This window comes from Rhodococcus sp. X156 (assembly GCF_004006015.1).
Lineage (GTDB): Bacteria > Actinomycetota > Actinomycetes > Mycobacteriales > Mycobacteriaceae > X156.
Map to the genome: position 1 here is coordinate 3,139,477 of NZ_CP034766.1, position 26,120 is coordinate 3,165,596.

Consider the following 26,120-nt stretch of genomic DNA (forward strand, 5'->3'; position numbering starts at 1 on the left):
ACCAGCACCGCAGCTGAGCTGCGCAGGCTAGAGCGCCGACAGCTGCTGCCACTGCGGCCAGGTCAGTGCCCAGTCGTAGATGTCGCCGTCGGCGGCGGAGAGCGGGATCGAGGTGTTGGTGACCTCCACCGGGTCGCCGAACATGGCGGAGTGGAAGTACTTCTCCGCGTCGGCGAGCGACTCGTTGATGCAGCCGTTGGACACGTTGGCCGCGCCCTGCACACCCACGGTGTTGGGGTTGGCGTGGATGAACTCGCCGTTGTTGCTGATCCGCACCGCCCACTTCTCGCGCACGTTCTGGTAGCCGGCGGGGATGTTGGTCATCAGCACGTCGGCCAGCTTCTCGGTGACCACGTGCACACCGCTGCGGGTGACGTTGCGGGGCAGGTCGCCCTTGCCGTAGCTGACCGGGAAGTCGAACAGCACCGCGCCCTCGCGCAGCACCACCAGGCGGTGGCTGGCGGCGTCGGCCTTGACCACCTGGCTGCGGCCGATGGTGAAGTGCGAGGTGAGGTCGGAGCTGCCGTAGCTGCCGCCGCCGAGGTCCACCCCGTAGAGGGTGACTCCCACGTCCACCACGGTGCCGGGGGTGAAGTAGGCCTTGGGGCGCCAGTGCGCGCGCGAGCCCTCGGCGGTGTCCGGCAGCCACGCCCAGGAACCCTCGGTGGGCACGCTGGTGCGCACCGATAGGCCGCGCTCGGCGGTCGCCTTGTCGGCGACCGGGTCGCTGAACTGGACGACGATCGGGGCGGCGATGCCCACCACCGCGTCGTCACCGATGTTGATCTGGGCGCTGGTGGTGTCCCGCGGGGCCAGGGTGCGGAAGGAGCCGGTGATCGCCGAGGTGTGGCCCGCGGGGTCGCTGGCCGTGCCGGACCAGGTGTAGGTGTTGCCGTAGCCGAGCGCCTCGCCGGCGGTCCAGGTACGGCCGGCCGGGTCGAGCACCCCGGACACGGTGGCGCCGGTGGAGCTGCTGAGCACCACCTCGTGCAGGGTGCCGTCGAGCACCGAGACCGACACCGGTGTGGTCGGCAGCACGTCCTGGGCACCGGCGGCCGGGGCCTGGGTCACCGGGACCGTCACGGCAGCACTGCTGGGGGCGGGGCCGTCGGCCGGGCCGGTGCCCGGCAGGGGTGCGGCGGTGCACCCGGTGAGCACCACCAGCAGCATGGCGAGCGCGGGAAGCCTGCGCCACCAAGAGGTCACGCAGACGCTTCCTGACATGCGGCGACGATACCTCCGTGCCTGCTCAGAGCCGGCAGCCCACCAGCACAGGCTCGGGCTCGAGCTCCACGCCGAAGGCGTGCCGCACCCCGTCGCGGACCACCCGGGCGAGGGCCAGCAGGTCGGCGGTGCTGGCGTGGCCGCGGTTGGTCAGCGCCAGGGTGTGCTTGGTGGACAGCCGGGCGGGCGCGTCGGCGTCGGGGTAGCCGCGGTGGAAGCCGGCGTGCTCGATCAACCAGCCGGCGGAGAGCTTGGTGCCGGCCGCACCCGGGTAGCGCGGCACGTCCGGGCCGGTGCGGGCCAGCACCTGCGCCAGCTGCTGCTCGTCGAGCACCGGGTTGGTGAAGAAGGAGCCGGCGCTCCAGGAGTCGTGGTCGCCAGCATCGCTGACCATGCCCTTGCCGCGGCGCAGCCCCAGCACGGCGTCGCGCACCTGGGCGGCGGGCAGCCGGGCACCCGGCTCGGTGTCGAGGGCGGCGGTGAGCTCGCGGTAGGTCAGCGCAGCGCTGGCGCCGTCGGCTCGCAGCGCCAGCTCCACCGCCAGGACCACGGCGTGGTCGGTGTGCTTGAGGGCACTGGTGCGGTAGCCCAGCGCCAGCTCGGCGGGCTCCACCCAGCGCACCTGGCCGTCGGTCCGCTGCAGCAGCTGCACCCGCTGCAGCACCGAGGAGATCTCCACGCCGTAGGCGCCGACGTTCTGCACCGGGGTGGCGCCGGCCCTGCCGGGGATGCCGGACAGGCACTCCAGCCCGCCCAGCCCGTCGGCGACCGTCTTGGCCACCACGGCGTCCCACGGGGTGCCGGCGGCGACGTGCACGGTCACGGTCTCGGACCCGGAACCTGCGGGGTCGGCCGCGGCCGTGCCACAGCTGCGCACCTCGTCGGTGGCCACCCGCACCACGGTGCCGGCGAAACCGGCGTCGGCGACGACGAGGTTGGACCCTCCGCCCAGCACCAGCAGCGGCTCCCCGGCGTCGTCGAGGGCGCGCACGGCGGCGACCACGGCGTCGGTGGTGGTGCAGTGCAGCACGGTGTGTGCCGGCCCACCGCAACGCAGCGTGGTCATGGTGGCGAACGGCACGTCATGCTGGGCCTGGGCGCCGGCGGCCTCGACCTGACGGAGCAGCTTGGGATCGAGCACGACTCCGAACGGTAGCGTGCCGGGTATGTCACGCCGCATCGAGCACGCCGCCACCTACGACCGGAGTCCGCAGCTGCTGCACACGGTGCTGCTGGACGAGGCGTACTGGCGCGCGCGGGTGGAGGCGGTCGGCGGCCCCGCAGCCTCGCTGGACTCGGTGGAGCGTGTCGACGGCGGTGTGGAGGTTCGCCTCACCCAGTCCATCCCGGCCGAGCACCTGCCCAGCGTGGTGCGCAAGCTGCGGTCCGGGGACCTGCTGGTGCAGCGCATCGAGCGGTGGGGCTCGCTGGACGGCTTCTCGGCCTCCGGCAGCTTCCGGGCCAGCGTGCCCGGCACCCCCGTCACCCTGGACGGCGCCCACGCGCTCAGCGGCGACGACGCCTCGACCACCAGCCGCACCACCGGCACCGCCAAGGTCGCCGTCCCGCTGGTGGGCGCCAAGATCGAGAAGATCATCGCGGAGAACATCGCCGAGCTGCTGGTCATCGAGCAGCGCTTCACCGTCGCGTGGCTCGCGCAGCGGTAGGGCGTCCGGAACCAGCGCACGGTCACGTCACCCGCGGCACCACCGGCATCAACCGGTTGCGCCGCAGCGATCGATGGATCACCCACGCCCCCGAGGTGCGGGACGCGCTGGCCGGCGGCCCGCTGGTGGTGGACCTGGGTTACGGGGCCAGCCCGGTGACCACGGTGGAGCTGGCGGCGCGGCTGCGCACCGTGCGCCCGGACGTGCGCGTGGTGGGCCTGGAGATCGATCCGGCACGCGTGGCGGCTGCCCAGGCCGCGGCCACCCCGTGGGTGCAGTTCCGCCGTGGCGGCTTCGAGCTGGCCGGTCTCCGGCCGTCGCTGGTGCGCAGCTTCAACGTGCTCCGTCAGTACGACGAGACGGACGTGGCGGCGGCCTGGCGGCGGATGTGCGCCGGGCTGGCCCCGGGCGGGCTGGTGGTGGAGGGCACCTGCGACGAGCTCGGGCGCCGCTGCGCCTGGGTCACCCTGTCCGCAGGGGGTCCGCAGACGCTCACCCTGGCGTGGGACCCGTTCGACCTGGCCACCCCGTCGGAGATCGCACCCCGGCTGCCCAAGGCGCTGATCCACCGCAACGTCACCGGCGAGCCGGTGCACCGGCTGCTCACCGCGGCCGACCGCTGCTGGGCGCACGCCGCCCCGCACGCGGTGTTCGGCCCGCGGGTGCGGTGGCGCCGCACGCTGGAGCTGCTGCGCGCCGAGGGCGTGCCGGTACGGGCCCACCCCGGCCGCCAGCGTGACTGCGTGCTCACCGTGCCGTGGGCCGCGGTGGCGCCCACCCTCGCTGGTGGTGCACCGGCCGGGGTCCGCCGCGTCCTCACAACCGCTCCCCCGCACCGGCCGGCACGGGCCACTGGGACAATGGCGTCATGACTGAACGCCGCTACGTGCTCACCCTCGGGTGCCCCGACCGGACCGGCATCGTGGCGCGCATCTCCACGTTCCTGGCCGAGGCCGGCGGCTCCATCATGGAGGCCGCCTACCACGCCGACGCCGACTCCGGCTGGTTCTTCACCCGCCAGGTGGTGCGGGCCTCCTCCATCCCCTGGACCGTGCAGGAGCTGCGGGAGCGCTTCGCCGTGGTCGCCGGCGAGCTGGGCCCGGAGGCGGAGTGGACCCTGGCCGACAGCGCCGAGGTCAAGCGGGTGGTGCTGCTGGTGAGCAAGGAGGCGCACTGCCTGCACGACCTGCTGGGACGCATCCGCGGCGGCGAGCTGCAGGCCACCGTCCCCCTGGTGATCGGCAACCACCCGGACCTGGCTCCGGTGGCCGAGGCGCACGGGGTGGACTTCGTCCACGTGCCCTTCCCGCGGGACCCGGCCGAGCGCGGTCCGGCGTTCGAGCACGTGCAGCAGCTGGTGGACTCGTTCTCCCCGCACGCCATCGTGCTGGCCCGCTTCATGCAGGTGCTGCCGCCCGCGCTGTGCGAGCACTGGGCGGGACGGGCACTGAACATCCACCACAGCTTCCTGCCCTCCTTCGTCGGGGCGCGGCCCTACCACCAGGCGTTCACCCGCGGGGTGAAGCTCATCGGGGCCACCTGCCACTACGTCACCGCCGAGCTGGACGCCGGGCCCATCGTCGAGCAGGACGTGATCCGGGTGAGCCACGCCGACGACGTCGCCGACATGGTTCGGCAGGGCCGCGACATCGAGAAGCTGGTGCTGTCCCGCGGGCTGCGCTGGCACCTGGAGGACCGGGTGCTGGTGCACGGCAGCAAGACGGTCGTGTTCAGCTAGCACCGTGTTCAGCTAGCACCGTGGTCAGCTAGCACCGTCTGCCACTGGTGCTGCTCCTACCTGCAGGAACGGTCGTTGTCGAGCGAGCAGCCCTCCGTACCATCGGAGCAATGCGCGGCGCGTTCGACGTCTGGCAGCGGGGTGTGCGCGCCTACCTCGCCGCCGATCCCGGGCTGGCCCGCCTGCGCAGCGCCTCGGGCGTCACGCTGACGCTGGTGCTGGCGCTGCTGGTGCTCATCGTCGGCGCCAGGCTGGCCGACCAGCCGTTGCCCGTGGCCCTGCTCGGCGCGGTGGTCGGCACGCTGATCGCGGGGGCCAACCGCGAGCACACCGTGCGGGCCCGAGCCGTCACCACCGTGTTGGCCGCGCTGCCTGCGATGGCGTCGGTGACCCTCGCCGCCACCCTGAACGAGTGGCGCTACGCCGCCGACCTGGGTTTCGTGGTGGTGCTCTTCCTGGCCACCTGGGCGCGCCGCTTCGGGGTTCGGGGCGTGGTGCTGGGGATGGCCGCCTTCGTCGCCTACTTCTTCTCTCTCTTCCTGCACACCACGGTCAGCGAGGTGCCGCGGCTGCTGCTGTCGGTCCTCGTCGGCCTGGCCCTCGCCCTGCTGGTGCTCACCGTGCTGCTGCCCAACCGGCCGACGACCGAGCTGCACCGGCTGATGGCGGCCCTGCGCGCGGCCTGCGCGCTGGCGGTGGAGGCGGCCGTGCAGAAGCAGGCGCCCGACGCCGCCCACGACGCCCGCGGGGCCCAGCGACGGGAGCGGCACCTGCGCCGCCAGCTCGACCACTTGTCCACCTCGGCGCTGCTGATCGAGTCGTGGCTGGACACCTACGGCGCCGACCTGCACGCCACCGCCGGTGGGCAGCCGTTGTCGTTGGCGGTGTTCGACGCCCAGCTGTCCACCGAGCAGCTCGTGGACACGCTCATCCGGTCCGGCACCACCGACACCTGGATGCCCGAGCAGCTGGCCGCCGTGGACGACGTTCGGGTGAGCCTGCGCGAGGGCTCGTCGGCCGACCAGCTGGACGAGGCCAGGCGCCACGTGCACGGCTTGGCCGACCAGGCCGACACCCGAACGCCGGCCGGGCTGGCGACCTACCTGGCCGCGCACACCGTGGACGCTCACCTGACCGTGCGCGACCTCGCCCTGGACCGCGACCCGGCGTCCGGCGAGCAGGCGCCTGCTCCGGCCGAGAGCCAGGGCACCACCGCGCGGCGCCTGCCCCTGCCCCGCCGACGCGGTCACCACCTGCGGTGGCACGAGCCGCACCTGCTGCCCACCACCAAGGCTGCGCTGCAGGTGGCCGCCGCCGCCGTCGTGGCCACCGTCGTCGGCGACCTGGTCTCCCCTGAGCGGTGGTACTGGGCGGTGCTGACCGCCTTCGTGGTCTACAACGGCACCCAGAGCCGGGGCGACATCCTCACCCGCGCCTGGGAGCGCGTGCTCGGCACCTTCTTGGGCGTGCTGGCGGGAGTGGTCCTGGGGGCCCTGGTCGGGCGCCACACCACCGTCCAGCTGGTGCTGCTGGTGGCCTTCGTGTTCATCGCCTTCTACTCCCTGCAGATCTCGCGCACCGTGCAGGCCTTCTTCCTCACGATGATGCTGGCGATGCTCTACGGCCTGCTGGGGGTGTTCAGCGTCGACGTGCTGGCGCTGCGCCTGGAGGAGACCGCCGTGGGCGCGGCGATCGGGGTGGCGGCCGGATACCTCATCCTGCCCACCCGTACCCGCGACACCGTGGTCCGCAGCATCGACCACTACCTGGACACGCTGAGCACCGTGATCCGGGGCAGCGTCGAGCAGGCGCTCGCCCCGGCCGGTGATGTGGACCTCCTCGGGCAGGGACGCGACCTGGACAAGGCGCTGCAGGGGGTGAGCACGTCCGCGACCCCGCTCACCCGCTGGCGCACGGTCCGCGTGAATCGGGGCATCCGGCAGTGGGTGCGGGTGCTGCGTGCCTGCGACAGCTACTCGCGGGTGCTGGCGAGGGCGGCGTACGCGCTCTCCTCGGGGGTGCCCAGTCCCGCACCGAGCCCGGTGGGCGACACCACCCAGCCACCGCGTGCGGGTGCAGATGCGGCGACCACCGTTGGCGACCGACCGGCTGGTGCGCTGCGTGCCGTGAGCGAGGAGGTCGACGCACACGTCAGCGCGCTGCAGGCGCTGCTGCACGGAGAGCCGGTCCAGCCGGTGTCACCGGTGCGGCCGGCGCTGGAGGACGTGCTGGGCGACCGAGTCCCTGCCCACGGCCGGGACGGGTCCCTGGAGACGGCTGTGTTCGCGCTGACCCGGATCGACCGAGCGATGCTGGAGCTGCTGCCCCGGGACCCAGCTGAGTAGGCGCCTACCAGCGGGGGCGCTGGACCTCTTCCACCTTGGGGCGGACGTCAGCCAGGTAGACCCCGATCGCGACCACGCCGATCAGCCAGAGGAAGGGCACCTGGACGAGGACGACCGCGGTACCGACGCCCACGATGGCCAGCCACTTGTTCTTGGTCAGCTTGTCTGCCGCGGTGAACGCGTCCGGACGCTGCCGGATGGCGTGCACCAGGGAGAACAGGCCGGCAATCGCGACGCAGACCTGGAGCGCGAGCAGGACGTATCCGGCGCCGGGGAGCATGCACCGATGATACGTGCCGGAGCGGCCTGGCGGCGAAGTTGCTGTGCCGTCGGCAGAGCCGAGCCGCGGGCTCCCGGCAGACATGCCTCAGCCCCCCGGGATCGCCGGGGGGCTGAGGTACGAGAGCGGCCGGATCAGCTCTTGGTGCTGCTGCTGGTGCTCGTGCCGCCGGTGGTGCGCGCCGTCGCCGTGTTCTGCGCCTTGGTGGCGGTGTTCTTGGTGTCGGTCGCCGTCTTCGACGCGGTGGACGCCGTCTTGGTGGCAGTGCTGCGCGCCTTGCCCGCCTGGGCGCTGGCCTTGCTGGCCGCACCGCTGGCCTTGCTCGCCGTGGTGCTCGCCTTGCTCGCCGTGGTGCTGCGGGCGGCGCTGGCCTTCTTGGCCACGGTCGGCTTGCTGTCGGTGGTGCTCTTGGCGGAGGCAGCCTCGTTGGCCGTCTTGCGGGCGGTCGAGCGGATCTGGTGCGCGGTGTCCGCACCGGCCTCGCTCACCGCGGCGTTGGTGCGGCCGGTGACGCGCTCGGTGGCCCGGGCGGCCCGCTCGCCGATGGAGCGGGTCTGGCGCGCCACGGTGCCGAGCACCTCGTTGGTCAGGCCGCGGGCGTCCCCGGCGGCGTCCTCGGCGCGCTCCAGCGCCTCCTCGAGCTGGGGCTGCTTGCGCACCTTGGCCAGCAGGTCCTCGCCCCGCTCGGCCAGCGACACGTAGATCCCGGCCGCCACCTGCACGTAGGCGTCGGCCACCTTGCGCAGCTCCTCGGGGTCGAGCCTGGTGCGCAGCTCGGCGAGCTGGGCGTTGATCTCCTCGGGCAGGTCGAAGACCCGGTCACGGGCGGTCTCGACGCTCTCCTCGGCCCGGGAACGGGCGTTGAGCACAGCCTCGGTGACCGAGGTCAGGGCGTAGTCGCCGGCACCAAGTGCGGCGAGAAAGGGGGTCTTGGCCTGGTCAATGTTGTTCGGCATGTCGTGGCTCCTCAGGGTCAGGCGTGGTCGGTGGGTGGGGCGATCTGCTCGGCTGCGACGTTCTCCCGGCGGAAGGAGTCGTAGATCTCGATGAGCATCTGCTTCTGCCGCTCGGTGATCTGGGTGTCGGTGAGCACGGCGTCCAGGACGGGGCTGGCGTTCTTCTCCTCGAGAATCCCGGCCTGGACGTAGAGCACCTCAGCCGAGACCCGCAGCCCCTTGGCGATCTGCTGCAGCACTTCCGCGGACGGCTTGCGAAGCCCGCGCTCGATCTGGCTCAGGTACGGGTTGCTCACTCCCGCGAGCTTGGCCAGCTGACGCAGGGACACCTGCGCCGACTCGCGCTGCGCGCGGATGAAGCCTCCGAGGTCCTGCACCGCGGCGGTCACCGCGGCTCCTGCTGCCGCCACGATCTCTTCGGAAGCGGCTGCGCCCTCCTGGAAGGTCTCCGCAACACCCGACTCCCTCGGCTTGCGCCCGTTGTCGTCAGACATTGTGTTCACCTCCTGGTCAAGGACTCAGCAAGAACGCTAACGCCTTGTGCTAACTATTGCAAGCACTCTGCTAGCACTCCGGCGTGAGGTGAACCACACCGTCACGCTCAGCGATCGCGCTAAAACGGCTGATCACAACCGCGCTGCCCCAACCCGCTCTGGGCCAGGCAGGCAGCGAGTGGCCCGCGGTTGCTAGCGGCTCGCCACCCGGCGGTACCGGTTCACGGCCAGCGGAAGGAACACCACGACGATGGCCAGCGAGGTGAGCAGGGAGTACAGGACGTCGTGCTGAGCGGGCCACCCGGTGGGCACCGCGAACTGTGCCGGAGCGCTGTTGCCGAACAGGCTGCGCGCGGCGGACGCCACCGCGGTCACCGGGTTCCACTCGGCAATCGCCCGCAGCGGCCCGGGAAGGCTGGCGGCGGAGACGAAGGCCGAGGAGATGAAGGTGAAGGGGAAGAGCCAGATGAGCCCGGCGCTCTGGGCCACCTCCACGTTGCGGGCCAGCAGACCCACCCAGGCGCCCACCATCGACATCGCGAACGCGAACAGCAGCAGCAGCGCGAAGGCCAGCACCGCCTCGCCGACGCTGCCGTGGATGCGCCAGCCCACGACCAGCCCGCACAGCGCCATCACCACCAGGGTCACCGCGCTGAGCACCAGGTCGGAGGCGGACCGGCCCAGGATGACCGCCATCCGCGACATGGGCAGCGACCGCAACCGGTCGATGATGCCCTTCTGCAGGTCGTTGGCCAGACCGACGGTGGTGAACGCGGCGTTGAAGGCCACCGTCTGGGCGAAGATGCCGCCCAGCAGGAACTCCCGGTAGGACTCCCCACCCAGGCTGCTGCCGAACACGTAGGAGAACAGCAGCACGAACATCAGCGGCTGGACGGTGGCCCCGATCGCGAGGTCGGGGATGCGCACGATGGTGATGAGGTTGCGCCGGGTGACGACGGCACTGTCGCGCAGCGCCTTGACCGGGGTGGTCACTGCGGAGCTCCTTCGGTGGTGTCGGTCGCGTGGCCGGTGAGGGAGAGGAACACGTCGTCCAGGGTGGGGCGGTTGAGCGCCACGTCCAGCACGGTGATCCCGATGGCGTCCAGCTCGCGCAGCACCCGCACCAGGGTGGCGGAGCCCCCGTCCACGGTGACCCCGAGGTGACCGGTGTCCGCATCCACCGCCGGCTCGCCCGACCCGAGCCCGGCGAGCACCTCCAGCGCCTTCGGCTGGTCCTCCGCCGAGGCCAGCTCGATCTGCAGGCGCTCGCCGCCCACCTCGTTCTTCAGCTGGTCGGCCGTGCCGCGGGCGATCACCTTGCCCTTGTCGATGACCGCGATGCTGTGCGCGAGCTGGTCGGCCTCCTCCAGGTACTGGGTGGTGAGCAGCACGGTGGTGCCGTCCGCCACCAGACCGGTGATGACCGCCCACATGTCCAGCCGCCCCCGGGGGTCGAGGCCGGTGGTGGGCTCGTCCAGCACCACCACCGGGGGCCTGGCCACCAGGGCCCCGGCGAGGTCCAGGCGACGGCGCATGCCGCCGGAGTAGGTCTTGGCGGGGCGGTCGGCGGCCTCCTCCAGCCGGAAGTCGGTGAGCAGCTCCCGGGCGCGCGCCGTGGCCTGCCGGGTGGGCATGCCGTACAGCTGACCCACCATCCGCAGGTTCTCCAGGCCGGTGAGGTGCTCGTCCACCGCCGCGTACTGGCCGGACAGCCCGATCTTGCTGCGCACCTCGTTCGCCTGGCGCACCACGTCCAGTCCCGCCACCTGCGCGGTGCCGGAGTCTGGACGGAGCAGCGTGGTGAGGATCCGGACCACGGTGGTCTTGCCCGCACCGTTGGGACCGAGCAGCCCCAGGACCGTGCCGGTGGGCACCTCCAGGTCCACCCCGTCCAGCGCGCGCACGCCGCCACGCCTGCCGCGGTAGATCTTGACCAGTCCCTCCGCCTGCACGGCGAGCTCCTGGACTCCGGTGGTGGTCGCGGTTCTGGTCATGCCGTCTCCTCGCGCGGGTGCCGTGTGCTCGACACCACAAACGTAGCGAGGGAGGGGGACAGTTCTCGCCCCATTTTTCGTCCAGCGAGCCGAGCGCACGGGCTCGGCGCCGCCTCGGCCGTTGCCCTGCACGGGCATCCGTTGCGAGGATGTCCCGATGACGACGGTGCTGATGCGAGCTGGTGGCCCTGGTGAGGACGGCGCGGCGCTGGCGGTGCGGGCATGAGCGCACTCGTCGACATCCCGTTCGCGACGGCCGACGGTCGCCAGGTCTCCCTGGCCGATCACGCCGGCGAGGTGGTCCTCGTCGTCAACGTGGCGTCCCGGTGCGGCCTGACCCCGCAGTACGAGGCGCTGCAGGGCCTGCACAGCAGCCTGCAGGCGAGGGGCCTGACGGTGCTGGCCTTCCCGGCCAACAACTTCATGGGCCAGGAGCCGGGCACCGACGCCGAGATCGCCGACTTCTGCTCGACGCAGTACGCCGTCACCTTCCCGGTGCTGGCCAAGATCAGCGTGGTCGGCGACGACCAGCACCCGCTGTACGCCGAGCTGACGCGCCAAGCGCCGGCGGCCGCGGGCACGTCGGACTTCCGCGACAACCTGCGGGCCGCGGGGATCGAGCCCACCGAGGACCCGGACGTGCTCTGGAACTTCGAGAAGTTCCTGGTCAGCAAGCAGGGTGAGGTGGTGGCGCGCTTCGCGCCGTCGGTCGCACCCGACGCCCCCGAGATCGTCCGCGCCGTCGAGGCGGAGCTCGCCCGCTGAGACGGGGCCCGGAGCCGGGTCAGCCGAACAGCAGGTCCGACACGGCGTAGATGACCAGGCCGGCCAGTGCACCGACCACGGTGCCGTTGATGCGGATGAACTGCAGGTCACGACCCACCTGCAGCTCGATCTTGCGGCTGGTCTCCTGCGCGTCCCACCGGGCCACGGTGTCGGTGATGACCCCGGTGATCTCGTCGGCGTAGTTGCTCACCACGTACCGCAGGCTGCCCTCCAGCCAGCCGTCGACCTTGCCGCGCACCGCCGGGTCGTCGGCCAGCCGGGCACCCCAGGAGGCGACCAGGTCGCGGGCCCGCACCCGCAGCTCGCTGGAGGGGTCCTCCACCGCGTCCAGGATCATCCGCTTGGCGGTGCCCCAGGCGCTGGCCACCACGTTCTGCACCTCGGGGTGCTCCAGGATCTGCTGCTTGACCGACTCCGCCCGGGCGATGGTGTCCGGGTCGTGCTGCAGGTCCTCGGCGAACTCGGCCATGAACTTGTCCACGGCCTTGCGCATCTGGTGCTCGGGGTCGTCGCGCACCGCGCGGGCGAAGTCGAGCACCTCGCGGTGCAGCCGGTCGGCGAGCATGTCGTCCAGGAAGCGCGGCGACCACGCCGGCGCCTGCTGGCTGACCACCCGCACCACCGTGTCGTGGTTGACCAGCACCCAGTCGTAGGCCCGGTCGCAGATGAGGTCTACCAGGCGCTTGTGCTTGCCGTCGGCGAGCACCTCGGCCAGCAGCTTGCCCAGCGGCGGCCCCCAGGGGCGGTCCACCAGGCGGCGCACCAGGGTCGCGTCGATCACCTGCTGCACGTCCTCGTCCCGCAGCACCGTCACCGCGCCGCGGGCGAGCACCGCGGCCTCGGCGGTGATCCGCTCGGCGTTGGCCGGCTGGGCCACCCAGCGGCCGAGCCGCTCGGGCACCCGGGCCGCGCGCAGCTTGTCCACCACCACGTCCGGGGCCAGGAAGTTGGTGCCCACGAAGTCGCCCAGGCTCGCGCCGAGCTGGTCCTTCTTGCGCGGGATGATCGCGGTGTGCGGGATGGGGATGCGCAACGGGTGGCGGAACAGCGCGGTGACGGCGAACCAGTCCGCCAGGGCACCGACCATGCCCGCCTCGGCTGCGGTGCGCACGTAGCCCACCCAGCCGCCGGCCCCGATCGACTCCTGCCACCGGGCGAAGAGGAACACCACGGTGGCCGCCACCAGAAATCCGGTGGCCACCACCTTCATCTTGCGCAGGTCAGCACGCTTGGTCTCGTCGTCCAGGGTGAGGTCCACGGCGTTCATCCTCCCAGGTGCGTGGCGGAGGCAGCGGGCCGGCGAGGCGAGCAGGCAGGATGGCGCAGGTGATGCCGCCTCCCCAGCTGGTGCCCCACCTGCAGCCGTTCGCCTCGACGATCTTCGCGGAGGTGACCGCGCTGGCCACCGAGCACGGGGCGATCAACCTGGGGCAGGGCTTCCCGGACACCGACGGCCCCGCCGCCATGCTGGAGGCAGCGCGCGCAGCCATCGCCGCGGGCCACAACCAGTACGCCCCCGGACCGGGCATCCCCGCGCTGCGCCAGGCCGTCGCGGCCGATCGCGCCACCCGCTACGGGCTGCACCACGACCCGGACACCGAGGTGCTGGTGACCGTGGGGGCCACCGAGGCGATCACCGCCGCGGTGCTGGCGCTGGTGCGTCCGGGCGAGGAGGTGGTGATGGTCGAGCCCTACTACGACTCCTACCCGGTGGCCGTGGCGGTGGCCGGTGCCACCCGGCGCACCGTGGCGCTGGTGCGCGACGGCGACCGGTTCGCCCTGGACCTGGACGCGCTGCGCGCGGCGGTGAACCCGGCCACCCGCATGCTGCTGGTGAACTCCCCGCACAACCCCACCGGCACGGTGTTCACCACCGAGGAGCTGGCGGCCATCGCCGAGCTGGCCTGCGAGCACGACCTGGTGGTGCTCACCGACGAGGTCTACGAGCACCTGGTCTACGACGGGCGCGTGCACCGACCCCTGGCCGGGCTGCCCGGCATGGCCGAGCGCACGCTGTCGGTGTCGTCGGTGGCCAAGACCTTCAGCGCCACCGGCTGGAAGACCGGCTGGGTGTGCGGGCCCGCCGAGCTGGTGGCCGCGGTGCGCACCGCCAAGCAGTTCATGAGCTTCGTCGGCGCCACCCCGATGCAGCACGCCGCCGCCCACGCCCTCACCCACGAACAGGCCTGGGTGCAGCAGCTGCGCATCGACCTGCAGGGCAAGCGCGACCTGCTGTCCACGGCGCTGGCCGAGGTGGGCTTCCGGGTGCACCCCAGCGAGGCCAGCTACTTCGTCTGTGCCGACGCCGCGCCGCTGGGCGAGACCGACGCGGTGGCCCTGTGCAGGCAGCTGCCGGTGCAGGTGGGGGTGGCGGCGGTGCCGGTCAGCGTGTTCTGCGACTCCCCCACCCGGGAGCAGCAGCCCTGGCGCCAGCTGCTGCGGTTCGCCTTCTGCAAGCGTGACGACGTGCTGCACGAGGCCGCCCGACGGCTGCACGCGCTCAGAGCATGCTGATCTTCTTGTACAGCCGCACCGAGGGCCCGCCCACCAGGCCGACCTCGTCCAGGAACGCCATCAGCTTGGCGGCGCTGTCGCGCAGCCGCGCGCGGTAGTGCTCGTTGGTCCTGGCCGCCGCCATCGCCCGCTTGGGGTCGAGCCCGGCCGCCGCGTACACGTCCGGGTGCACCAGGCTGGTGGTGATGAAGTAGGCGCCGGCGGCCAGCATCGCGCGCTCGCGGGCGCGCTGGGCCGCGGACATGCCCTGCACCCGGCGGGCGATCTCCTCGCGGGCGAAGCGCATGTGCCGCGCCTCCTCCAGCACGTGGATCTTGGCCGTGGTGCGGGTGATCGGCTGCACCCGCTCATCCCGCATCCAGTCGCGCTGCATCACGTCGAGGATCTCCTCGGCCACCAGGATGCCGGCGTAGGCGGTGGCCCCCACCGCGGTGGCCTTGAAGACCCGGCCCAGCTCGAGGACGGTGCGCGAGGGCCGGTAGGCGGGAGCGCCGAAACGTTCGGCGGCGCGGGCGAACATGATCGAGTGGCGGCACTCGTCAGCGATCTCGGTGAGGGCAAACTGGAAGTGCGGTGTGGAAGCGTCCTGCCCGTAGATGTCCCGCACCACCATCTGCATGAGGATCATCTCGAACCAGATGCCGGTGCTCATGATGGAGGAGACCTCGTGCTTGGTCAGCGTGACCTGCTGCTCCAGGCTCATCTCCTCCCACAGCGACGTGCCGTAGAGGGTGCTCCACTCCGGCGTCAGGCCGAAGAGGTGGTCCGGGACCGGCGCCTGCCAGTCGACCTCGACCATCGGGTCGTAGGACTTCTTGGCCGCCGAGGACAGCAAGCGGCTGGCGATCTCCTGGCGGTCGGTCACCTTGACGCCCCGCGACGCGCTGCTGGTGGTGGTGCTCGACATGTGGTTCTCCCCGGCGCCCGGACGTACCCCAGCCGTGTGCACGCCCGGTCGCACTCGCGACCACCCGCCCGGTATGAAGCACATCATGTGATTGGATGTAACTGCTAACATGAGTAACATGAACCATGACGGCGATGCTGTCAAGGCTGAGCGGACCGATAGCCCCTCCGCCCCAAGGCCCCAGGGGCCGCGGCCTGCTGTTCCGGCCACCTGGGTGAAGACCATGACCTCCGCCGCAGCCACGGCCGCCGCGGTGGTGGACGAGGCGCGCTCGGCGCGGGTGGCCATCGACGGGCGCAAGAAGCGCTGGGACGAGCACAAGCGCGCCCGGCGCGAGGAGTTCGTGGACGGCGCGCTGGCAGCCATCCGGCGCAACGGCCCCCAGATCGGCATGGAGGACATCGCCGGCGAGCTGCAGGTGTCCAAGACGGTGCTCTACCGCCACTTCACCGACAAGAGCGACCTGGTCGACGCGATCCTCACCCGCATCGCCCAGACCGTCGCGCTGCCGCCGCTGCTGGCCGAGCTCTCCCAGGAGCGGGCCGACTTCGACCAGGCGCGGGCGCTGATCGGCGCCTACGTGCGCTCTGTCGCCGCCGAGCCCGAGCTGTACGGCTACGTGTTCACCCACAACCAGGAGGTGGGTGGCGCGGAGAGCGTGGTGGCCACCACCGAGCGGGTGATCGCCGAGGCGCTCTCCGGGCTGGTCGGTGACCGGCTGCGCACCATGGGCATGGACTCCGGCGGGGCGCAGCCGTGGGCCTACGGAGTGGTGGGCATGGTCCAGCTGGCCACGCACTGGTGGCTGGACAACCGCACCATGTCCTCCGACGCGCTGGTGGACTACCTGAGCATGCTCGTCTGGGGCGGGCTAGAGGGTGTGCTGCGTGCCGACGGCGCCCCCGCCAAGTTCGTCCCCGCCGCGGCGTCCGACCCGACCAGGCGGCTGCTCGGCGGACCCCTCACCCCTGATCCCGCCCCTGACCCGGACGCCGATCCCGACCAGAAGGACAGCCACGGATGAGCACACCGGAGGAGCACGACGATCCCGCGGGCTACCAGGGTCCGGCAACGGCGGCGCACGACGAGCACGAGCACGCCGTGGACCTCACCCTCTCCGGGCACTTCGAGCCCATTGGCGGCACATACTCCTGGTACGGCCGGGTGCGCGGGCTGCCGCAGACCCCGAGCGGGACGACGCTGACGGTGCGCACCGACGCCGCCGAGGCACAGGTGGTGGTCACCGAGCAGGACCTGTGGGGCAACCACCTGGTGCGGGGCGTCGGCGCGCCCCCGTTCGAGGCCTTCGACGCCACCGTCCTGGACTAGGCGAGGCGGTAGAACCGCCACAGGTCGTGCTCGACGGGCAGGGTGTCCACCGAGGTGAACCCCGCCTGCCGCGCGTAGTCACGCATGGTGCTCTCCCGCATGACGGTCCCGGTGGCGGCCGAGCCCGGCGTGCTCATGCTGTCGGGCAGGCACACCGACAGGCTGAAGCCGTACATCAACCGCTCCACCAGGTCACCCGGCGGAGCGAAGGCGCTGGCCACCTTCATGTCGGCCACCAGCACGGCCCCGCTCGGCGCGGCCAGGGCACGCATGGCCGCCAGCGCCGGCACGGGGTGCGGCAGGTCGTGCAGGCACTCGAAGGCGGTCACCAGGTCGTAGCCGGCCTCCGCCCGCACGGTGGCGACGTCCTGCTCCCAGACCCGCACCCGCCCGTCCAGGCCGGCCTCGGCCACGTTGCGCCGGGCCAGCTCCACCGAGGCAGGGTCCAGCTCGAAGGCGTCCACCTGCACCCCGGGCAGGCCCTGCGCCAGCCCGATGGCCGACCACCCGCCGCCGCACCCCACGTCGGCCACCCGCGCCGGCGGGTCGGAGTGCAGCCTCAGCTGGACGTCGGGCAGGGTGGCCAGCCACTCCTGCGCGAGCAGGCCGAGGAAGCCGGGGCGGTTCAGGTCGGCCTGGGACTCCCGCATGTCGGTTCCGAACGCCGACCAGGGAACGCCCGTGCCGGCACGGAAGGCCTCCGCCACCGCGGGCACCTGCGCCGCCGCGGCCACCAGCTGACGGGCCAGCGGCGCCAGGTAGCTGAGGTCGTCGGCGCTGGCCAGCACCTGACCCACGCCCGGCTTGAGCCGGTAGCGCCGGTCGGCCGCCACGGCGGAGCTGGCGGCGAGCTCGACCAGGCCGGTCACGGCCTGCTGCTCCAACCACTCCCGGGCTCCCCGCTCGCCGGTGTCGGTGGCCGCGGCCAGCTCGGCGGAGGACAGCGGCGGAGAGCCGTCCAGGCAGCGGTAGTAGCCGAGCCGGTCGCCCAGTGCCACCGCCATCAGGTCGAACATCCCGGCGGCTGAGCTCATCAGCCGTTCAGCGACCTCGGTCGCAGGATCCATGGCGGACCACCTCGCAGGACGGGTACGTCCTGCCAGTGTCCTCCGCTGGTCGAGCAGCACAACCCCTGGTCGACGGCGCTCCCGGCGCGCTCAGCGGCCCTGGAACTCCGGGCTGCGCTTGTCCCGGCGGGCCTGCTGCCCCTCGGCGAAGTCCGCGCTGGTCCAGCAGCGCTCGAACTCCGCCACCTCCCAGTCGGCGTTGGTGTCGGCCTCTCGTGCTCCGTCGGCGGTGAGGCCGTTGAGCACTCGCTTGGAGTAGGCCAGGCTCAGCGGCGCCAGGCTGGCGCAGTGCGTCGCCAGCTCCAGTGCGTCGGCGAGGCCGCCCTCCCCGTCGGCCAGCCCGCTGCGCAGCGCCTCGGCTGCGGTCACGGTCTGCGCGGTGAGCATCATCCGCCGGGCCATCCCGCCGCCGGCGAACATGGCCAGCCGGCGCAGCGTCCAGGCGTCGGCGGCCAGGCCGAGCTTGGCGGTGGGCACCCCGAACACGGCGGTGGGCGCGGCCACCCGCAGGTCGCAGCACACCGCCAGCTGGGTCCCCGCGCCGATGGCCGGCCCGTTCACCGCGGCGATCACCGGCACCTGGGCGTCGGTGACCGCCCGCAGCATCGCGCGCAGGGCGTCGAGGAACCCGTCGCCGTACACCCCGCCGAGGTCGGCGCCGGAGCAGAAGCTGGTGCCCGCGCCCGTGATCACCAGCGCGCGGGCACCGGCCTCGACGCTGCCGGTCACCGCCTCGCGCAGCTGGTCGCAGACCTCGGTGCTGAGGGCGTTGCGGCGCTCCGGCCGGTCGATCTCCAGGACGGTGACGCGGCCGTGGTGGCTGGTGTTGATCATGGGTTCCAGTATCGCCCTGCCTGGTTCGGCCCTGGCCGGGTGGTTCGGCTACTTGGGCAGGGCGCGCCCGCACACCGCGGCAACCACCCGCTGGTAGCCGGAACCGGTGACTCGGACCAGGGCGTCGAGGGCCTTGGCGTCGGAGCCGATGAGCACGCGCGGCCGTCCGGCGCCGACTCCCCTGAGGATGACGCGTGCGGCGGTCTCGGGCGTGGTCTTGGCCAGCTTGGCGTCGAAGAACTCCGCCAGGATCTTGGCGTCGGAGCCCACCGCGGCCGTGCTGTTGCGGGCGATGCCCGTCTTGATGCCCCCGGGGTGCACGCAGGTGACCTTGACGGGGTGCTTGTTGATGAGCATCTCCTGGCGCAGCGACTCGGTGAAGCCGCGCACGGCGAACTTGGCCGAGTTGTAGGCGCTCTGGGTGGGGATGGACAGCAGCCCGAACAGGCTGGAGACGTTGACCAGGTGGCCGTCGCCGGAGGCGATGAGGTGGGGCAGGAACGCCTTGGTGCCGTTGACGACCCCCCAGAAGTCGACGTCCATCACCCGCTCGATGTCCTTGAACTCGGTGACCTCGACGTCGCCGCTGAAGGCGATGCCGGCGTTGTTGAACAGCAGGTTGACCACGCCGTAGTGCGCCGCGACGGCGTCGGCGTACTCCAGCACCGCCGAGCGCTCGGCCACGTCGAGGTGGTCGGAGCGCACCTGCGCCCCCAGCCCCTCGCACTGGCGAACCGTCTCGGCCAGGCCGGCACTGTCCACGTCGGACAGGGCCAGCCGGGCGCCCCGGCTGGCGAGGTCCAGCGCCAGCGCGCGGCCGATGCCCGAGCCGGCTCCGGTGATGACGGCGACCTTGTTGGTGAAGTCGGTCTTCATGCTGACGCCTCCTCGGCGGTCGGGACCGGCTGCGCGGGTGCAGCTGTGGACGGCCCAGCGGTGGAGCTGACGGCGGCGCGGCGGGTGTAGCGGTAGGCGTCCAGGTCGAAGCTCTTGGTGGCCTTGCGGAAGGCGAAGGTGAAGTCCGGCCACAGGGTGGTGTTGTTGCCGTGCGCGTCGAGGTACCAGCTGGCGCACCCACCGCGCATCCACACCGTGGGGTCGAGCTTGCGCTGCAGCATGGCGTTGTACTCCTGCTGCACCTCCGGGCGGACCTCGACGGTCGCGATGCGCTCCCGCGCCACGGTGTCCACCGCGTCCAGCACGTAGCTCAGCTGCGACTCGATCATGTAGACCATCGAGGTGTGCCCGAGGCCGGTGTTGGGTCCGACCAGGAAGAACATGTTGGGGAAGCCGGTGACGGCCGAGCCCTTGTAGGCCTGCATGCCGCGCTCGGCGAAGTGCTCGGCCAGCGTGCGCCCGTCGGCTCCGACGATGGTCTCGTAGGTGGGTGAGTCGGTGACGTGGAAGCCGGTGGCCACCACGATGGCGTCCACCTCGCGCACGGTGCCGTCCTTGGTGACCACCGCGTTGCTGGTGACCTTGTCGATGCCGTCGGTGACCAGGTCGACGTTGTCGCGCTGCAGGGCCGGGTACCAGTTGTTGGAGATGAGCATCCGCTTGCAGCCGATGCGCCAGGTGGGCGTGACCTTCTTGCGCAGCTCGGCGTCGGGCACCTGCTGGGCCATGTGCTTCGAGGCCACGCGCTGCAGGATGCGGGTGAGGCGCGGGTCCTTGGCCAGTGCCACCACCTGGGTCTCGCGCATCGCGTAGATCAGGCCGCGGGAGAGCTTCTGGAAGCCGGGCACGTGCCGGAACGCGAAGCGCTCCACCCTGGTGTACTCGCGGTCGAACCGGGGCAGGATCCACGGGGCGGTGCGCTGGTAGACGTCCATGTGGGCCACCTGCGGCGCGACGGCGGGCACGATCTGGATGCCCGAGGCGCCGGTGCCGATCACCGCCACCCGCTTGCCGGTGAGGTCGGAGTCGTGGTTCCAGCGAGCGGAGTGGAAGATCTCGCCGGTGAAGTCCTCGATGCCGGCGATGTTGGGCAGCGCGGGCTCGCACAGCGCGCCGACCGCGCTGATGACGGTGGCCGCCGACCAGCGGCCCTTGGACGTCTGCACGTCCCAGCGCTGCGTCTGGCTGTTCCAGCGGGCGGACTCCATCTCGCAGCCGAAGACGTGCTTGTCCAGCACGTCGTAGCGGCGCGCGGTCTGCTCCAGGTAGTCCTGGATCTCCGCCTGCCGGGAGAAGCTGCGGCTCCACTCCGGGTTGAGCGCGAAGGAGTACGAGTACAGGTGCGAGGGCACGTCGCAGGCAGCACCGGGGTAGGTGTTGTCGCGCCAGGTGCCGCCGACGTCGGCGCCACGCTCGATCACCACGTAGTTGTTCTTGCCCGCCTGGGTGAGCTTGATGGCGGCACCGAGACCGGAGAACCCGCTGCCGATGATGAGCACGTCGACCTGCTTCGCCTGGGACGGCGCGCGGTCCTGCGCGGGCGTCGCGGCTGCGTCTGTGGCTGTTGTCATGTGGCAACGGTAAACCACTGTTGAACGACGGTCAATAACTGTTGAGCAGGATTCAGTAGGGTGGTGGCGTGCCCACCGACAAGCGAACCCGGCTCAGCCCGGGAGCCCGCCGCGCCCAGCTCATCGCCCTCGGCGCGGAGATGCTGGCCGAGCGCCGCCTGGAGGAGGTGGGCGTGGAGGAGATCGCCGACCGGGCCGGGATCTCCCGAGGGCTGCTGTTCCACTACTTCGCCTCCAAGCAGGACTTCCACCTGGCCGTGGTGCGGGAGATGGCCGCCGCCATGCTGGAGCGCACCGCACCCGACCCGGCGCTGCCGCCGCTGGAGGCGCTGCACAGCTCGCTGTCGGCGTTCATCGACTTCGTCAGCGAGAACCGCAGCGGCTACGTGTCGCTGCTGCGCGGCGCGGCCAGCGGGGACGAGGCGATGCGTCAGGTCTTCGACGACACCCGGGCCGAGATGGCCAGCCGGACCCTCGCCCAGACGCCGGTGCTGGGCATCCCCGCCGGCCCACGCACCCGGCTGGCGGTGCGCGGCTGGATCGCCTTCACCGAGGAGGCGGTGATCAGCTGGTTGGCCGAGGACGACCTCTCCCGCGAGGAGCTGATCGACCTGATCAGCCAGGCACTGACCGCGCTGCTGCTCGGCGCCGCCCCGCAGTGAGGCCCGCCCGCCTGCCGCCGGGCCGGCTCAGGCGGTGAGGCGCGCGGCGACGAGCTTGCTGGCCTGCTCGATGTAGTCGATGCCGGTCTGCCGGTCGGGCTGGTGCTGGGTGAACACCACGAGCAGGATCCGGTGCCCAGCCGCGGTGACCACGCCCATGCTGGTCACCGCCCACTGGTTGTCGTCGTCGGAGTTGGGCAGCCAGCCGTTCTTCACCGCCGTGGTCGCCCCGGGATCGGCCGCCGCCGTCACCCCCCAGCGCTGGTCGGCTGCCACCGACTGCATGAGGCCCAGCGCGTACTCCCGGTTCTCGGTGTTGAGCACCGACGTGGAGGCGGTCAGCGCATCGAGCAGCGCGACCTGGTCCTGGGCGCTGGTGGTGGTGAGTCCAAAGAAGCCGGAGGCACCGACCTCGGTGCTGCGCAGGCCCAGCCGCTTGCTCACCGTCGCGAGCCCCGGTCCGCCACCCAGGCGGTCGAAGAGGGTGGTCGCCGCGTCGTTGTCGCTGATGGTGATCATCCGCGTCGCCAGGTCCTCCTCGGACGCGCTCAGCGGCCGACCGGCATCCTGCGCCTTGAGCAGCGTTCCGATGAGGATCTCCACCTTGACGGCGCTGGCGGTGACCATGCCGGCCGAGGCGCCGGTGACCACGCTCTGCCCGGTGCTCAGGTCCCGAGCGGCGATGGAGACGTCGGCCGAGCGCGTGATGCCGAAGGAGCGGTCGAGCTGGGCGAGCTGCGCCTGGAAGGCCGTCTCCGCCGCCTCGGTGCCGGAGGTGCCGGCGCGCTCGGCGGCGCGGGTGGTGGTCTCCGGAGTGCTCGTGGGGGGCGCGCTGGTCGGTGCGGCGGGGACCGGCGAGGCGGTGACGCTGGGTGCGACCAGGACGTCCTCGTCAGTGGTGCGGGCGACCGGACCACTGGACTGCGACAGCGCGGCGGAGCAACCCGTGGCGAGCAGCGGGAGGACGAGCGCGGCGACCACGGTCGCGCCGACGGAGCGTCGTGCCATGCGTCCACTCCGTTCCGATCACCGGTTCCCTGCCGTCCTCTGCGGCGAGGATATCGGGGGAACCTGCCCGAAGCCTGGCAGAGCTCGCGGGCCACGCCGGAGCGCGACCGTCCTCACACGAGCCCAGTGTCTCCGATCAGGTCACCAACGGCGAAGGTGATGCCCATGGCGGCTCCGCCACCGACCACCAGGCGGACCATCGCCGGCACGGCAGGGGCGCCGCCCAGCCGGGCGCTGATCCAGCCGGTGATCGCCAGGGCCACCAGCACCACCACCACGGTGACCGGCACGCGCCAGGTCGCCGGTGGCAGCACGATGGCCAGCAGGGGCAGGATCGCGCCGAGGGTGAACGACAGGCCCGACGCCCCCGCGGCGTGCCAGGGGTTGGCCAGCTCGTCGGGGTCGATGCCCAGCTCCACCTCCGCGTGCGCGCCCAGCGGGTCGCGCGCGGTGAGCTCCTTGGCCACCCGGTGGGCGGTCTCGTCGCTGATGCCCTTGGCCCGGTAGAACCCGGCCAGCTCCTCCAGCTCGGCCTGCGGCATCTCCGCCAGCTCCTGGCGCTCCCGGTCCAGCAGGGAGCGCTCGGTGTCGCGCTGGCTGCTCACCGATACGTACTCCCCCAGCGCCATGGACACCGCGCCGGAGACCAGGCCGGCCACACCGGCGGCGACGAGGGGGCCGCGGCTGGTCGCCGCCCCGGCCACACCCACCACCAGTCCCGCGGTGGAGACGATGCCGTCGTTGGCCCCCAGCACGCCGGCCCGCAGCCAGTTCAGCCGCGAGGAGAGCTGCCCGGGGCGGTGCGGCTCGCCGGAGTGCGCGTGGCTGCGGCGTCCGTGCGGCGCGGACGCACCGCCGGCGGCGCCACGCGAGGGCCCGGGAGTCACCCCGTCCACGGTAGGCAGCGGCCGGGGACCCGACCAGCAAGGCGAGGCTTACCGGGCTGCTAGCCCAGCACCAGCACCGCGGCGCAGAACACGACCACGACCACCAGCGCTGCCACGTCGAGCAGCCCCAGACGGGCCTTCTGCGCGGTGAGCTGGCCGGTGCCGCCGCGGGCGGTCACCGCATCGCCCAGCTCGGCGGCGCGGCGCAGCGAGACCGCCATGGCCGCGCTGAGCATGTCCAGCCCCTCCGTCATCAGCTGGTCCAGCGACCGCCTGCGCCGTCCCTCGGGCACCGGGCGCAGCCGCTGGGCTGCCCGCAGCACCGACCACTCCTCGGCGAACAGCGGCACCGCCCGCAGGCACAGCCCCACGGTCACCGCCCACTCCTCCACCGGCAGCCGCAACCACTTCAGCGGGCGGGTCAGCCGGGCGAACGCCGGGGCGATGTCGCCCATGGGCGTGGTGAGCCCGACCATCAGGGAGATCCCCAGCAGGACGAAGGCCAGCACGGTGACGCGCACGTAGATCAGCAGGGCGCCGAGACCGACGGTGACCGGCCCGAGCGTCACCTCCGGGGTTCCGCCGGCGGGCACGTTCAGCAGCGCGCCCAGCCCCAGTGCCAGCCAGAACCACCACGGCACGTGCGGCAGCACGGCGCGCGGAACTCGGGCGACCGCGATGAGCACGGCCAGCAGCACGGCGGTGGCCCCGAGCGCCGGCCAGGACGGCACGAAGGTGAGGGTGAGGCCGATCAGGACGACGCACACCAGCTTGGTGCCCGCCCACAGCCGGTGGACCACGGTGTTGCCGGGCACCTGCCGCAGCAGCGTGGGTGAGCTCATCGCCGGGCCTCCCCGAGCACCGGGCGGGGCTCGTCGCTGAGCCGGCCGCGGTGCAGCCGCACGGTGCGCGAGCACACCGCCTCCATGCCGTCGAGGTCGTGGGAGATGACCACCACGGTGAGCCCAGCCTCGCGGCGCAGCCGGGCGAGCAGCTCCACCAGGCCGCGCTGGCTGGGCACGTCCAGGCCGGCCAGCGGCTCGTCCAGGACGAGGACCCGGGGGCGGTTGGCGAGCAGGCCGGCCAGCGCGACCCGCCGCAGCTGCCCACCGCTGAGCTGGTCCACCGGTCGGGCGGTGAGCAGCGGGTCCAGGCCCACTGCCGCCAGCGCCTCGCCCACGGCGGACCAGTCGGGGTGGCTCTCGGTGCCCGTGGCGGCAGCGACGTCGGCACCCACGGTCGGGCGCAGCACCTGCAGCCGGGCGTGCTGGAACGCCAGGGCGACCGCGCCGACCTGCTCGTGCACCGGCCGGCCGTCGAGCAGGCACTGCCCGGCGGTGGGCTGCACCAGCCCGGCCAGCACCCAGGCCAGGGTGGACTTGCCGGAGCCGTTGCCGCCGACCACCAGCACCCCCTCGCCCTCGCGCACGGTGAGGTCGACCTCCGCCAGCCCACGCTGCGCCCAGGGGGAGCTGACGTCGTAGGTGTGGCTGACGCCGCGCAGCTGCAGCAGGGGCCGGCCGGTGGCCGGCGGCGCGGGTGTCAGCGCGGGGCGGGCTCCCTCGCTGAGCCAGGCGGCGGGGGCGTCCACCACCCGGCCCTGCACCAGGTGCACCACGTGGTCGGCGCCCACCGTGTCGGCGGCGCGGTGGGTGACGTGCACGACGGCGATGCCGTGGGTGTGGGCGAGCTCGCCGAGCAGCGCCACCAGCTGCTGCCGGCCCTCGGCGTCGACCATGGCGGTGGACTCGTCGGAGAGCAGCAGCGCGGGCCGGCGGGCCAGCGCGGCGGCCACGGCGAGTCGTTGCAGCTCCCCGCCGGAGAGGGTGCTGGTGTCGCGGTCGCCCATGCCCGCCAGGCCCACCGTGCGCAGCAACCCGTCGACGTCCACCGCGGTGCCCTCCGGCAGGCCCCACACCACGTCGTCGGCCACCCGCACGCCCAGGATCTGGCTCTCCGGGCGCTGCAGGATCATCGCGGTGCCGCCGTGGGCGCCCAGCCCGCTGCTGCCCGGCCGCAGCACGGCGCCGTGGCTGGGCGCGCGGCCCGCCAGCAGACGCAGCAGGGTGGACTTGCCCGAGCCGTTGGCGCCGACCACGGCCACCAGCTCACCCGGGCGGACGGTCAGGTCGACGTCGGTGAGCACGGCGCGCTCGGTGCCGGGGTAGGTGAACCCGACGCGCTCCAGCGACACCGGTACCGGTGCCACCGTGTCGTCGCCGGGCTGCTGTCCGGTGGCCGGACCCTGCAGCGGGTCGGGCGCCGCGGCCAGCTCCATCCGGTGCACCACCGCGCCCAGCAGCGACCAGGTGACCCAGGTGCCGAACGCCAGGCTCACCCCGACGACGGCGGGCACGGTGAGCCACCAGTAGTCGATCATCGTCTGGGTGCGGGCGTCGACGTCGGCGGCGAGGTCGGCGAACGGGGCGAACCCGGCCAGCATCTCCATCGCCCCGTGCACGCTGTTGGCCACCGAGTCCAGCACCAGCTGCCTGGTCTGGCTGAACAGCAGCAGCAGCAGGTCCACCAGCACGCCCAGCACCGGCACCGCGAGGAGGACGTAGAGGGCGGCGGTGAACCCACCGCGACCGCGACGGCGGACGTCGCCGACGAGCCCGCCCAGCAGCACGCCTGCCCACACCCCGGCCAGCGCGCCCGTGCCCGCCAGCGCGAAGGCCACCACGGTGGCGGCGACGGAGGCGCCCAGCAGCGCGCGGAGGCGGTGGCGGTAGGCCACCAGGCCCATCGGGACGGCGCCGACGAAGGTGAGGGCGCTGGCCGCCGGGATCACCGTGGCCAGCACTCCGAGCCCAGCCGTCATGGCCGCCATCACGCCTGCGGTGGCCAGCTCCACCGGCTGCAGCGCGCCTCGCGGTTGCCTCGGGTGGGACCGGGATTCCAACACGTCGCCAAGTCTGCCATCGCCGCCTTACAGCCAACTGAGCCCCGGCTGTTCCGCA

Annotated in this window: 26 protein-coding genes; 9 read left to right on the forward strand and 17 right to left on the reverse strand. The window is 72.5% G+C overall.

Annotated elements, in window-relative coordinates; genetic code table 11:
- Window positions 1–27: 27 nt before the first annotated feature.
- Window positions 28–1,206, reverse strand: coding sequence for an Ig-like domain-containing protein (locus ELX43_RS14800; RefSeq protein ID WP_241249102.1), 1,179 nt, complete (start codon window positions 1,204–1,206; stop codon window positions 28–30).
- Between the two features lie 43 nt (window positions 1,207–1,249).
- Complete coding sequence (locus tag ELX43_RS14805; RefSeq protein WP_241249117.1) at window positions 1,250–2,365, reverse strand: UDP-N-acetylmuramate dehydrogenase; 1,116 nt, start codon at window positions 2,363–2,365, stop codon at window positions 1,250–1,252.
- A 25-nt stretch (window positions 2,366–2,390) separates the two neighbouring features.
- On the opposite strand from ELX43_RS14805, the gene ELX43_RS14810 reads away from it, so the two are divergent.
- The 4 genes from ELX43_RS14810 (at window position 2,391) to ELX43_RS14825 (ending at window position 6,974) form a co-directional block, all read left to right on the forward strand.
- On the forward strand, window positions 2,391–2,891 hold the full coding sequence (locus ELX43_RS14810) for a DUF2505 domain-containing protein (RefSeq protein ID WP_127784087.1): 501 nt from the start codon (window positions 2,391–2,393) through the stop codon (window positions 2,889–2,891).
- The gene (locus ELX43_RS14815) at window positions 2,873–3,763 is read left to right on the forward strand and encodes a class I SAM-dependent methyltransferase (protein ID WP_241249119.1); all 891 of its coding nucleotides are present in this window, start codon (window positions 2,873–2,875) and stop codon (window positions 3,761–3,763) included. The genes ELX43_RS14810 and ELX43_RS14815 overlap by 19 nt, the downstream gene beginning before the upstream one ends.
- Window positions 3,760–4,629: a formyltetrahydrofolate deformylase gene (gene purU, locus ELX43_RS14820; protein WP_127784088.1), complete on the forward strand. Its 870-nt coding sequence runs from the start codon at window positions 3,760–3,762 to the stop codon at window positions 4,627–4,629. The genes ELX43_RS14815 and purU overlap by 4 nt, the downstream gene beginning before the upstream one ends.
- A 110-nt stretch (window positions 4,630–4,739) precedes the next feature.
- Window positions 4,740–6,974, forward strand: coding sequence for an FUSC family protein (locus ELX43_RS14825; RefSeq protein WP_127784089.1), 2,235 nt, complete (start codon window positions 4,740–4,742; stop codon window positions 6,972–6,974).
- 4 nt (window positions 6,975–6,978) lie between these two features.
- On the opposite strand, the gene ELX43_RS14830 is transcribed toward ELX43_RS14825, so the two are convergent.
- From ELX43_RS14830 to ELX43_RS14850, 5 genes are all read right to left on the reverse strand, one after another.
- Window positions 6,979–7,254 carry a DUF2516 family protein gene (locus ELX43_RS14830; RefSeq protein ID WP_127784090.1) on the reverse strand — a complete coding sequence of 92 codons (276 nt, stop codon included), beginning with the start codon at window positions 7,252–7,254 and terminating at the stop codon, window positions 6,979–6,981.
- A 134-nt stretch (window positions 7,255–7,388) separates the two neighbouring features.
- On the reverse strand, window positions 7,389–8,210 hold the full coding sequence (locus ELX43_RS17685) for a heparin-binding hemagglutinin (RefSeq protein WP_164860670.1): 822 nt from the start codon (window positions 8,208–8,210) through the stop codon (window positions 7,389–7,391).
- 17 nt (window positions 8,211–8,227) lie between these two features.
- Window positions 8,228–8,704: a helix-turn-helix transcriptional regulator gene (locus ELX43_RS14840; RefSeq protein WP_127784091.1), complete on the reverse strand. Its 477-nt coding sequence runs from the start codon at window positions 8,702–8,704 to the stop codon at window positions 8,228–8,230.
- Window positions 8,705–8,896: 192 nt separating this feature from the next.
- On the reverse strand, window positions 8,897–9,697 hold the full coding sequence (locus ELX43_RS14845) for an ABC transporter permease (RefSeq protein ID WP_127784092.1): 801 nt from the start codon (window positions 9,695–9,697) through the stop codon (window positions 8,897–8,899).
- On the reverse strand, window positions 9,694–10,698 hold the full coding sequence (locus ELX43_RS14850; protein ID WP_127784093.1) for an ATP-binding cassette domain-containing protein: 1,005 nt from the start codon (window positions 10,696–10,698) through the stop codon (window positions 9,694–9,696). The genes ELX43_RS14845 and ELX43_RS14850 overlap by 4 nt, the downstream gene beginning before the upstream one ends.
- Before the next feature lie 222 nt (window positions 10,699–10,920).
- On the opposite strand from ELX43_RS14850, the gene ELX43_RS14855 reads away from it, so the two are divergent.
- Window positions 10,921–11,463, forward strand: a complete 543-nt coding sequence (locus ELX43_RS14855) for a glutathione peroxidase (RefSeq protein WP_127784094.1) — start codon at window positions 10,921–10,923, stop codon at window positions 11,461–11,463.
- Between the two features lie 19 nt (window positions 11,464–11,482).
- Here the strand turns inward: ELX43_RS14855 and ELX43_RS14860 are convergent, their stop codons facing one another.
- Window positions 11,483–12,751: a DUF445 family protein gene (locus ELX43_RS14860; RefSeq protein ID WP_206518031.1), complete on the reverse strand. Its 1,269-nt coding sequence runs from the start codon at window positions 12,749–12,751 to the stop codon at window positions 11,483–11,485.
- Window positions 12,752–12,801: 50 nt separating this feature from the next.
- Here ELX43_RS14860 and ELX43_RS14865 point away from each other — a divergent pair, with 50 nt between their 5' ends.
- Window positions 12,802–13,998, forward strand: coding sequence for a pyridoxal phosphate-dependent aminotransferase (locus ELX43_RS14865; RefSeq protein ID WP_127784095.1), 1,197 nt, complete (start codon window positions 12,802–12,804; stop codon window positions 13,996–13,998).
- Here ELX43_RS14865 and ELX43_RS14870 read toward each other — a convergent pair.
- A complete protein-coding gene (locus ELX43_RS14870; RefSeq protein WP_127784096.1) occupies window positions 13,985–14,905 on the reverse strand; it encodes a diiron oxygenase in 921 nt (306 codons plus the stop codon). The two genes, ELX43_RS14865 and ELX43_RS14870, sit on opposite strands and share 14 nt — an antisense overlap.
- Before the next feature lie 223 nt (window positions 14,906–15,128).
- Between ELX43_RS14870 and ELX43_RS14875 the strand changes: the two genes are divergently transcribed.
- Both ELX43_RS14875 and ELX43_RS14880 read left to right on the forward strand, forming a co-directional pair.
- Window positions 15,129–15,929, forward strand: a complete 801-nt coding sequence (locus ELX43_RS14875; protein WP_127784097.1) for a TetR/AcrR family transcriptional regulator — start codon at window positions 15,129–15,131, stop codon at window positions 15,927–15,929.
- A complete protein-coding gene (locus ELX43_RS14880; RefSeq protein ID WP_127784098.1) occupies window positions 15,926–16,234 on the forward strand; it encodes a DUF4873 domain-containing protein in 309 nt (102 codons plus the stop codon). The genes ELX43_RS14875 and ELX43_RS14880 overlap by 4 nt, the downstream gene beginning before the upstream one ends.
- Here the strand turns inward: ELX43_RS14880 and ELX43_RS14885 are convergent.
- From ELX43_RS14885 to ELX43_RS14900, 4 genes are all read right to left on the reverse strand, one after another.
- Complete coding sequence (locus tag ELX43_RS14885; protein WP_127784099.1) at window positions 16,231–17,301, reverse strand: class I SAM-dependent methyltransferase; 1,071 nt, start codon at window positions 17,299–17,301, stop codon at window positions 16,231–16,233. The two genes, ELX43_RS14880 and ELX43_RS14885, sit on opposite strands and share 4 nt — an antisense overlap.
- Window positions 17,302–17,391: 90 nt before the next feature.
- The gene (locus ELX43_RS14890; protein WP_127784100.1) at window positions 17,392–18,135 is read right to left on the reverse strand and encodes an enoyl-CoA hydratase; all 744 of its coding nucleotides are present in this window, start codon (window positions 18,133–18,135) and stop codon (window positions 17,392–17,394) included.
- Window positions 18,136–18,183: 48 nt separating this feature from the next.
- Entirely contained in the window at window positions 18,184–19,011 is an 828-nt protein-coding gene (locus tag ELX43_RS14895; protein ID WP_127784101.1) for an SDR family NAD(P)-dependent oxidoreductase, read from the reverse strand.
- The gene (locus tag ELX43_RS14900; RefSeq protein ID WP_127784102.1) at window positions 19,008–20,603 is read right to left on the reverse strand and encodes an NAD(P)/FAD-dependent oxidoreductase; all 1,596 of its coding nucleotides are present in this window, start codon (window positions 20,601–20,603) and stop codon (window positions 19,008–19,010) included. Before ELX43_RS14900 ends, ELX43_RS14895 begins: the two co-directional genes overlap by 4 nt.
- A gap of 68 nt (window positions 20,604–20,671) precedes the next feature.
- Here ELX43_RS14900 and ELX43_RS14905 point away from each other — a divergent pair, with 68 nt between their 5' ends.
- Complete coding sequence (locus ELX43_RS14905) at window positions 20,672–21,265, forward strand: TetR/AcrR family transcriptional regulator (RefSeq protein WP_127784103.1); 594 nt, start codon at window positions 20,672–20,674, stop codon at window positions 21,263–21,265.
- 27 nt (window positions 21,266–21,292) lie between these two features.
- On the opposite strand, the gene ELX43_RS14910 is transcribed toward ELX43_RS14905, so the two are convergent.
- The 4 genes from ELX43_RS14910 to ELX43_RS14925 form a co-directional block, all read right to left on the reverse strand.
- Window positions 21,293–22,273, reverse strand: a complete 981-nt coding sequence (locus ELX43_RS14910) for a serine hydrolase (protein ID WP_127784104.1) — start codon at window positions 22,271–22,273, stop codon at window positions 21,293–21,295.
- Window positions 22,274–22,386: 113 nt separating this feature from the next.
- A complete protein-coding gene (locus ELX43_RS14915) occupies window positions 22,387–23,049 on the reverse strand; it encodes a VIT family protein (RefSeq protein WP_241249950.1) in 663 nt (220 codons plus the stop codon).
- Between the two features lie 170 nt (window positions 23,050–23,219).
- Window positions 23,220–24,002, reverse strand: a complete 783-nt coding sequence (locus ELX43_RS14920) for an energy-coupling factor transporter transmembrane protein EcfT (RefSeq protein WP_127784106.1) — start codon at window positions 24,000–24,002, stop codon at window positions 23,220–23,222.
- Window positions 23,999–26,065 carry an ABC transporter ATP-binding protein gene (locus ELX43_RS14925; protein WP_241249121.1) on the reverse strand — a complete coding sequence of 689 codons (2,067 nt, stop codon included), beginning with the start codon at window positions 26,063–26,065 and terminating at the stop codon, window positions 23,999–24,001. The genes ELX43_RS14920 and ELX43_RS14925 overlap by 4 nt, the downstream gene beginning before the upstream one ends.
- Between the last annotated feature and the right edge of the window lie 55 nt (window positions 26,066–26,120).

Bases quoted from the DNA above. Each gene is read 5' to 3' on its own strand.
- ELX43_RS14810 (WP_127784087.1), top strand. From the start codon at position 2,391: ATGTCACGCCGCATCGAGCACGCCGCCACCTACGACCGGAGTCCGCAG.
- purU (WP_127784088.1), top strand. From the start codon at position 3,760: ATGACTGAACGCCGCTACGTGCTCACCCTCGGGTGCCCCGACCGGACC.
- ELX43_RS14825 (WP_127784089.1), top strand. From the start codon at position 4,740: ATGCGCGGCGCGTTCGACGTCTGGCAGCGGGGTGTGCGCGCCTACCTC.
- ELX43_RS14830 (WP_127784090.1), bottom strand. From the start codon at position 7,254: ATGCTCCCCGGCGCCGGATACGTCCTGCTCGCGCTCCAGGTCTGCGTC.
- ELX43_RS17685 (WP_164860670.1), bottom strand. From the start codon at position 8,210: ATGCCGAACAACATTGACCAGGCCAAGACCCCCTTTCTCGCCGCACTT.
- ELX43_RS14840 (WP_127784091.1), bottom strand. From the start codon at position 8,704: ATGTCTGACGACAACGGGCGCAAGCCGAGGGAGTCGGGTGTTGCGGAG.
- ELX43_RS14850 (WP_127784093.1), bottom strand. From the start codon at position 10,698: ATGACCAGAACCGCGACCACCACCGGAGTCCAGGAGCTCGCCGTGCAG.
- ELX43_RS14855 (WP_127784094.1), top strand. From the start codon at position 10,921: ATGAGCGCACTCGTCGACATCCCGTTCGCGACGGCCGACGGTCGCCAG.
- ELX43_RS14860 (WP_206518031.1), bottom strand. From the start codon at position 12,751: ATGAACGCCGTGGACCTCACCCTGGACGACGAGACCAAGCGTGCTGAC.
- ELX43_RS14865 (WP_127784095.1), top strand. From the start codon at position 12,802: ATGGCGCAGGTGATGCCGCCTCCCCAGCTGGTGCCCCACCTGCAGCCG.
- ELX43_RS14870 (WP_127784096.1), bottom strand. From the start codon at position 14,905: ATGTCGAGCACCACCACCAGCAGCGCGTCGCGGGGCGTCAAGGTGACC.
- ELX43_RS14875 (WP_127784097.1), top strand. From the start codon at position 15,129: ATGACCTCCGCCGCAGCCACGGCCGCCGCGGTGGTGGACGAGGCGCGC.
- ELX43_RS14880 (WP_127784098.1), top strand. From the start codon at position 15,926: ATGAGCACACCGGAGGAGCACGACGATCCCGCGGGCTACCAGGGTCCG.
- ELX43_RS14885 (WP_127784099.1), bottom strand. From the start codon at position 17,301: ATGGATCCTGCGACCGAGGTCGCTGAACGGCTGATGAGCTCAGCCGCC.
- ELX43_RS14890 (WP_127784100.1), bottom strand. From the start codon at position 18,135: ATGATCAACACCAGCCACCACGGCCGCGTCACCGTCCTGGAGATCGAC.
- ELX43_RS14895 (WP_127784101.1), bottom strand. From the start codon at position 19,011: ATGAAGACCGACTTCACCAACAAGGTCGCCGTCATCACCGGAGCCGGC.
- ELX43_RS14900 (WP_127784102.1), bottom strand. From the start codon at position 20,603: ATGACAACAGCCACAGACGCAGCCGCGACGCCCGCGCAGGACCGCGCG.
- ELX43_RS14910 (WP_127784104.1), bottom strand. From the start codon at position 22,273: ATGGCACGACGCTCCGTCGGCGCGACCGTGGTCGCCGCGCTCGTCCTC.
- ELX43_RS14920 (WP_127784106.1), bottom strand. From the start codon at position 24,002: ATGAGCTCACCCACGCTGCTGCGGCAGGTGCCCGGCAACACCGTGGTC.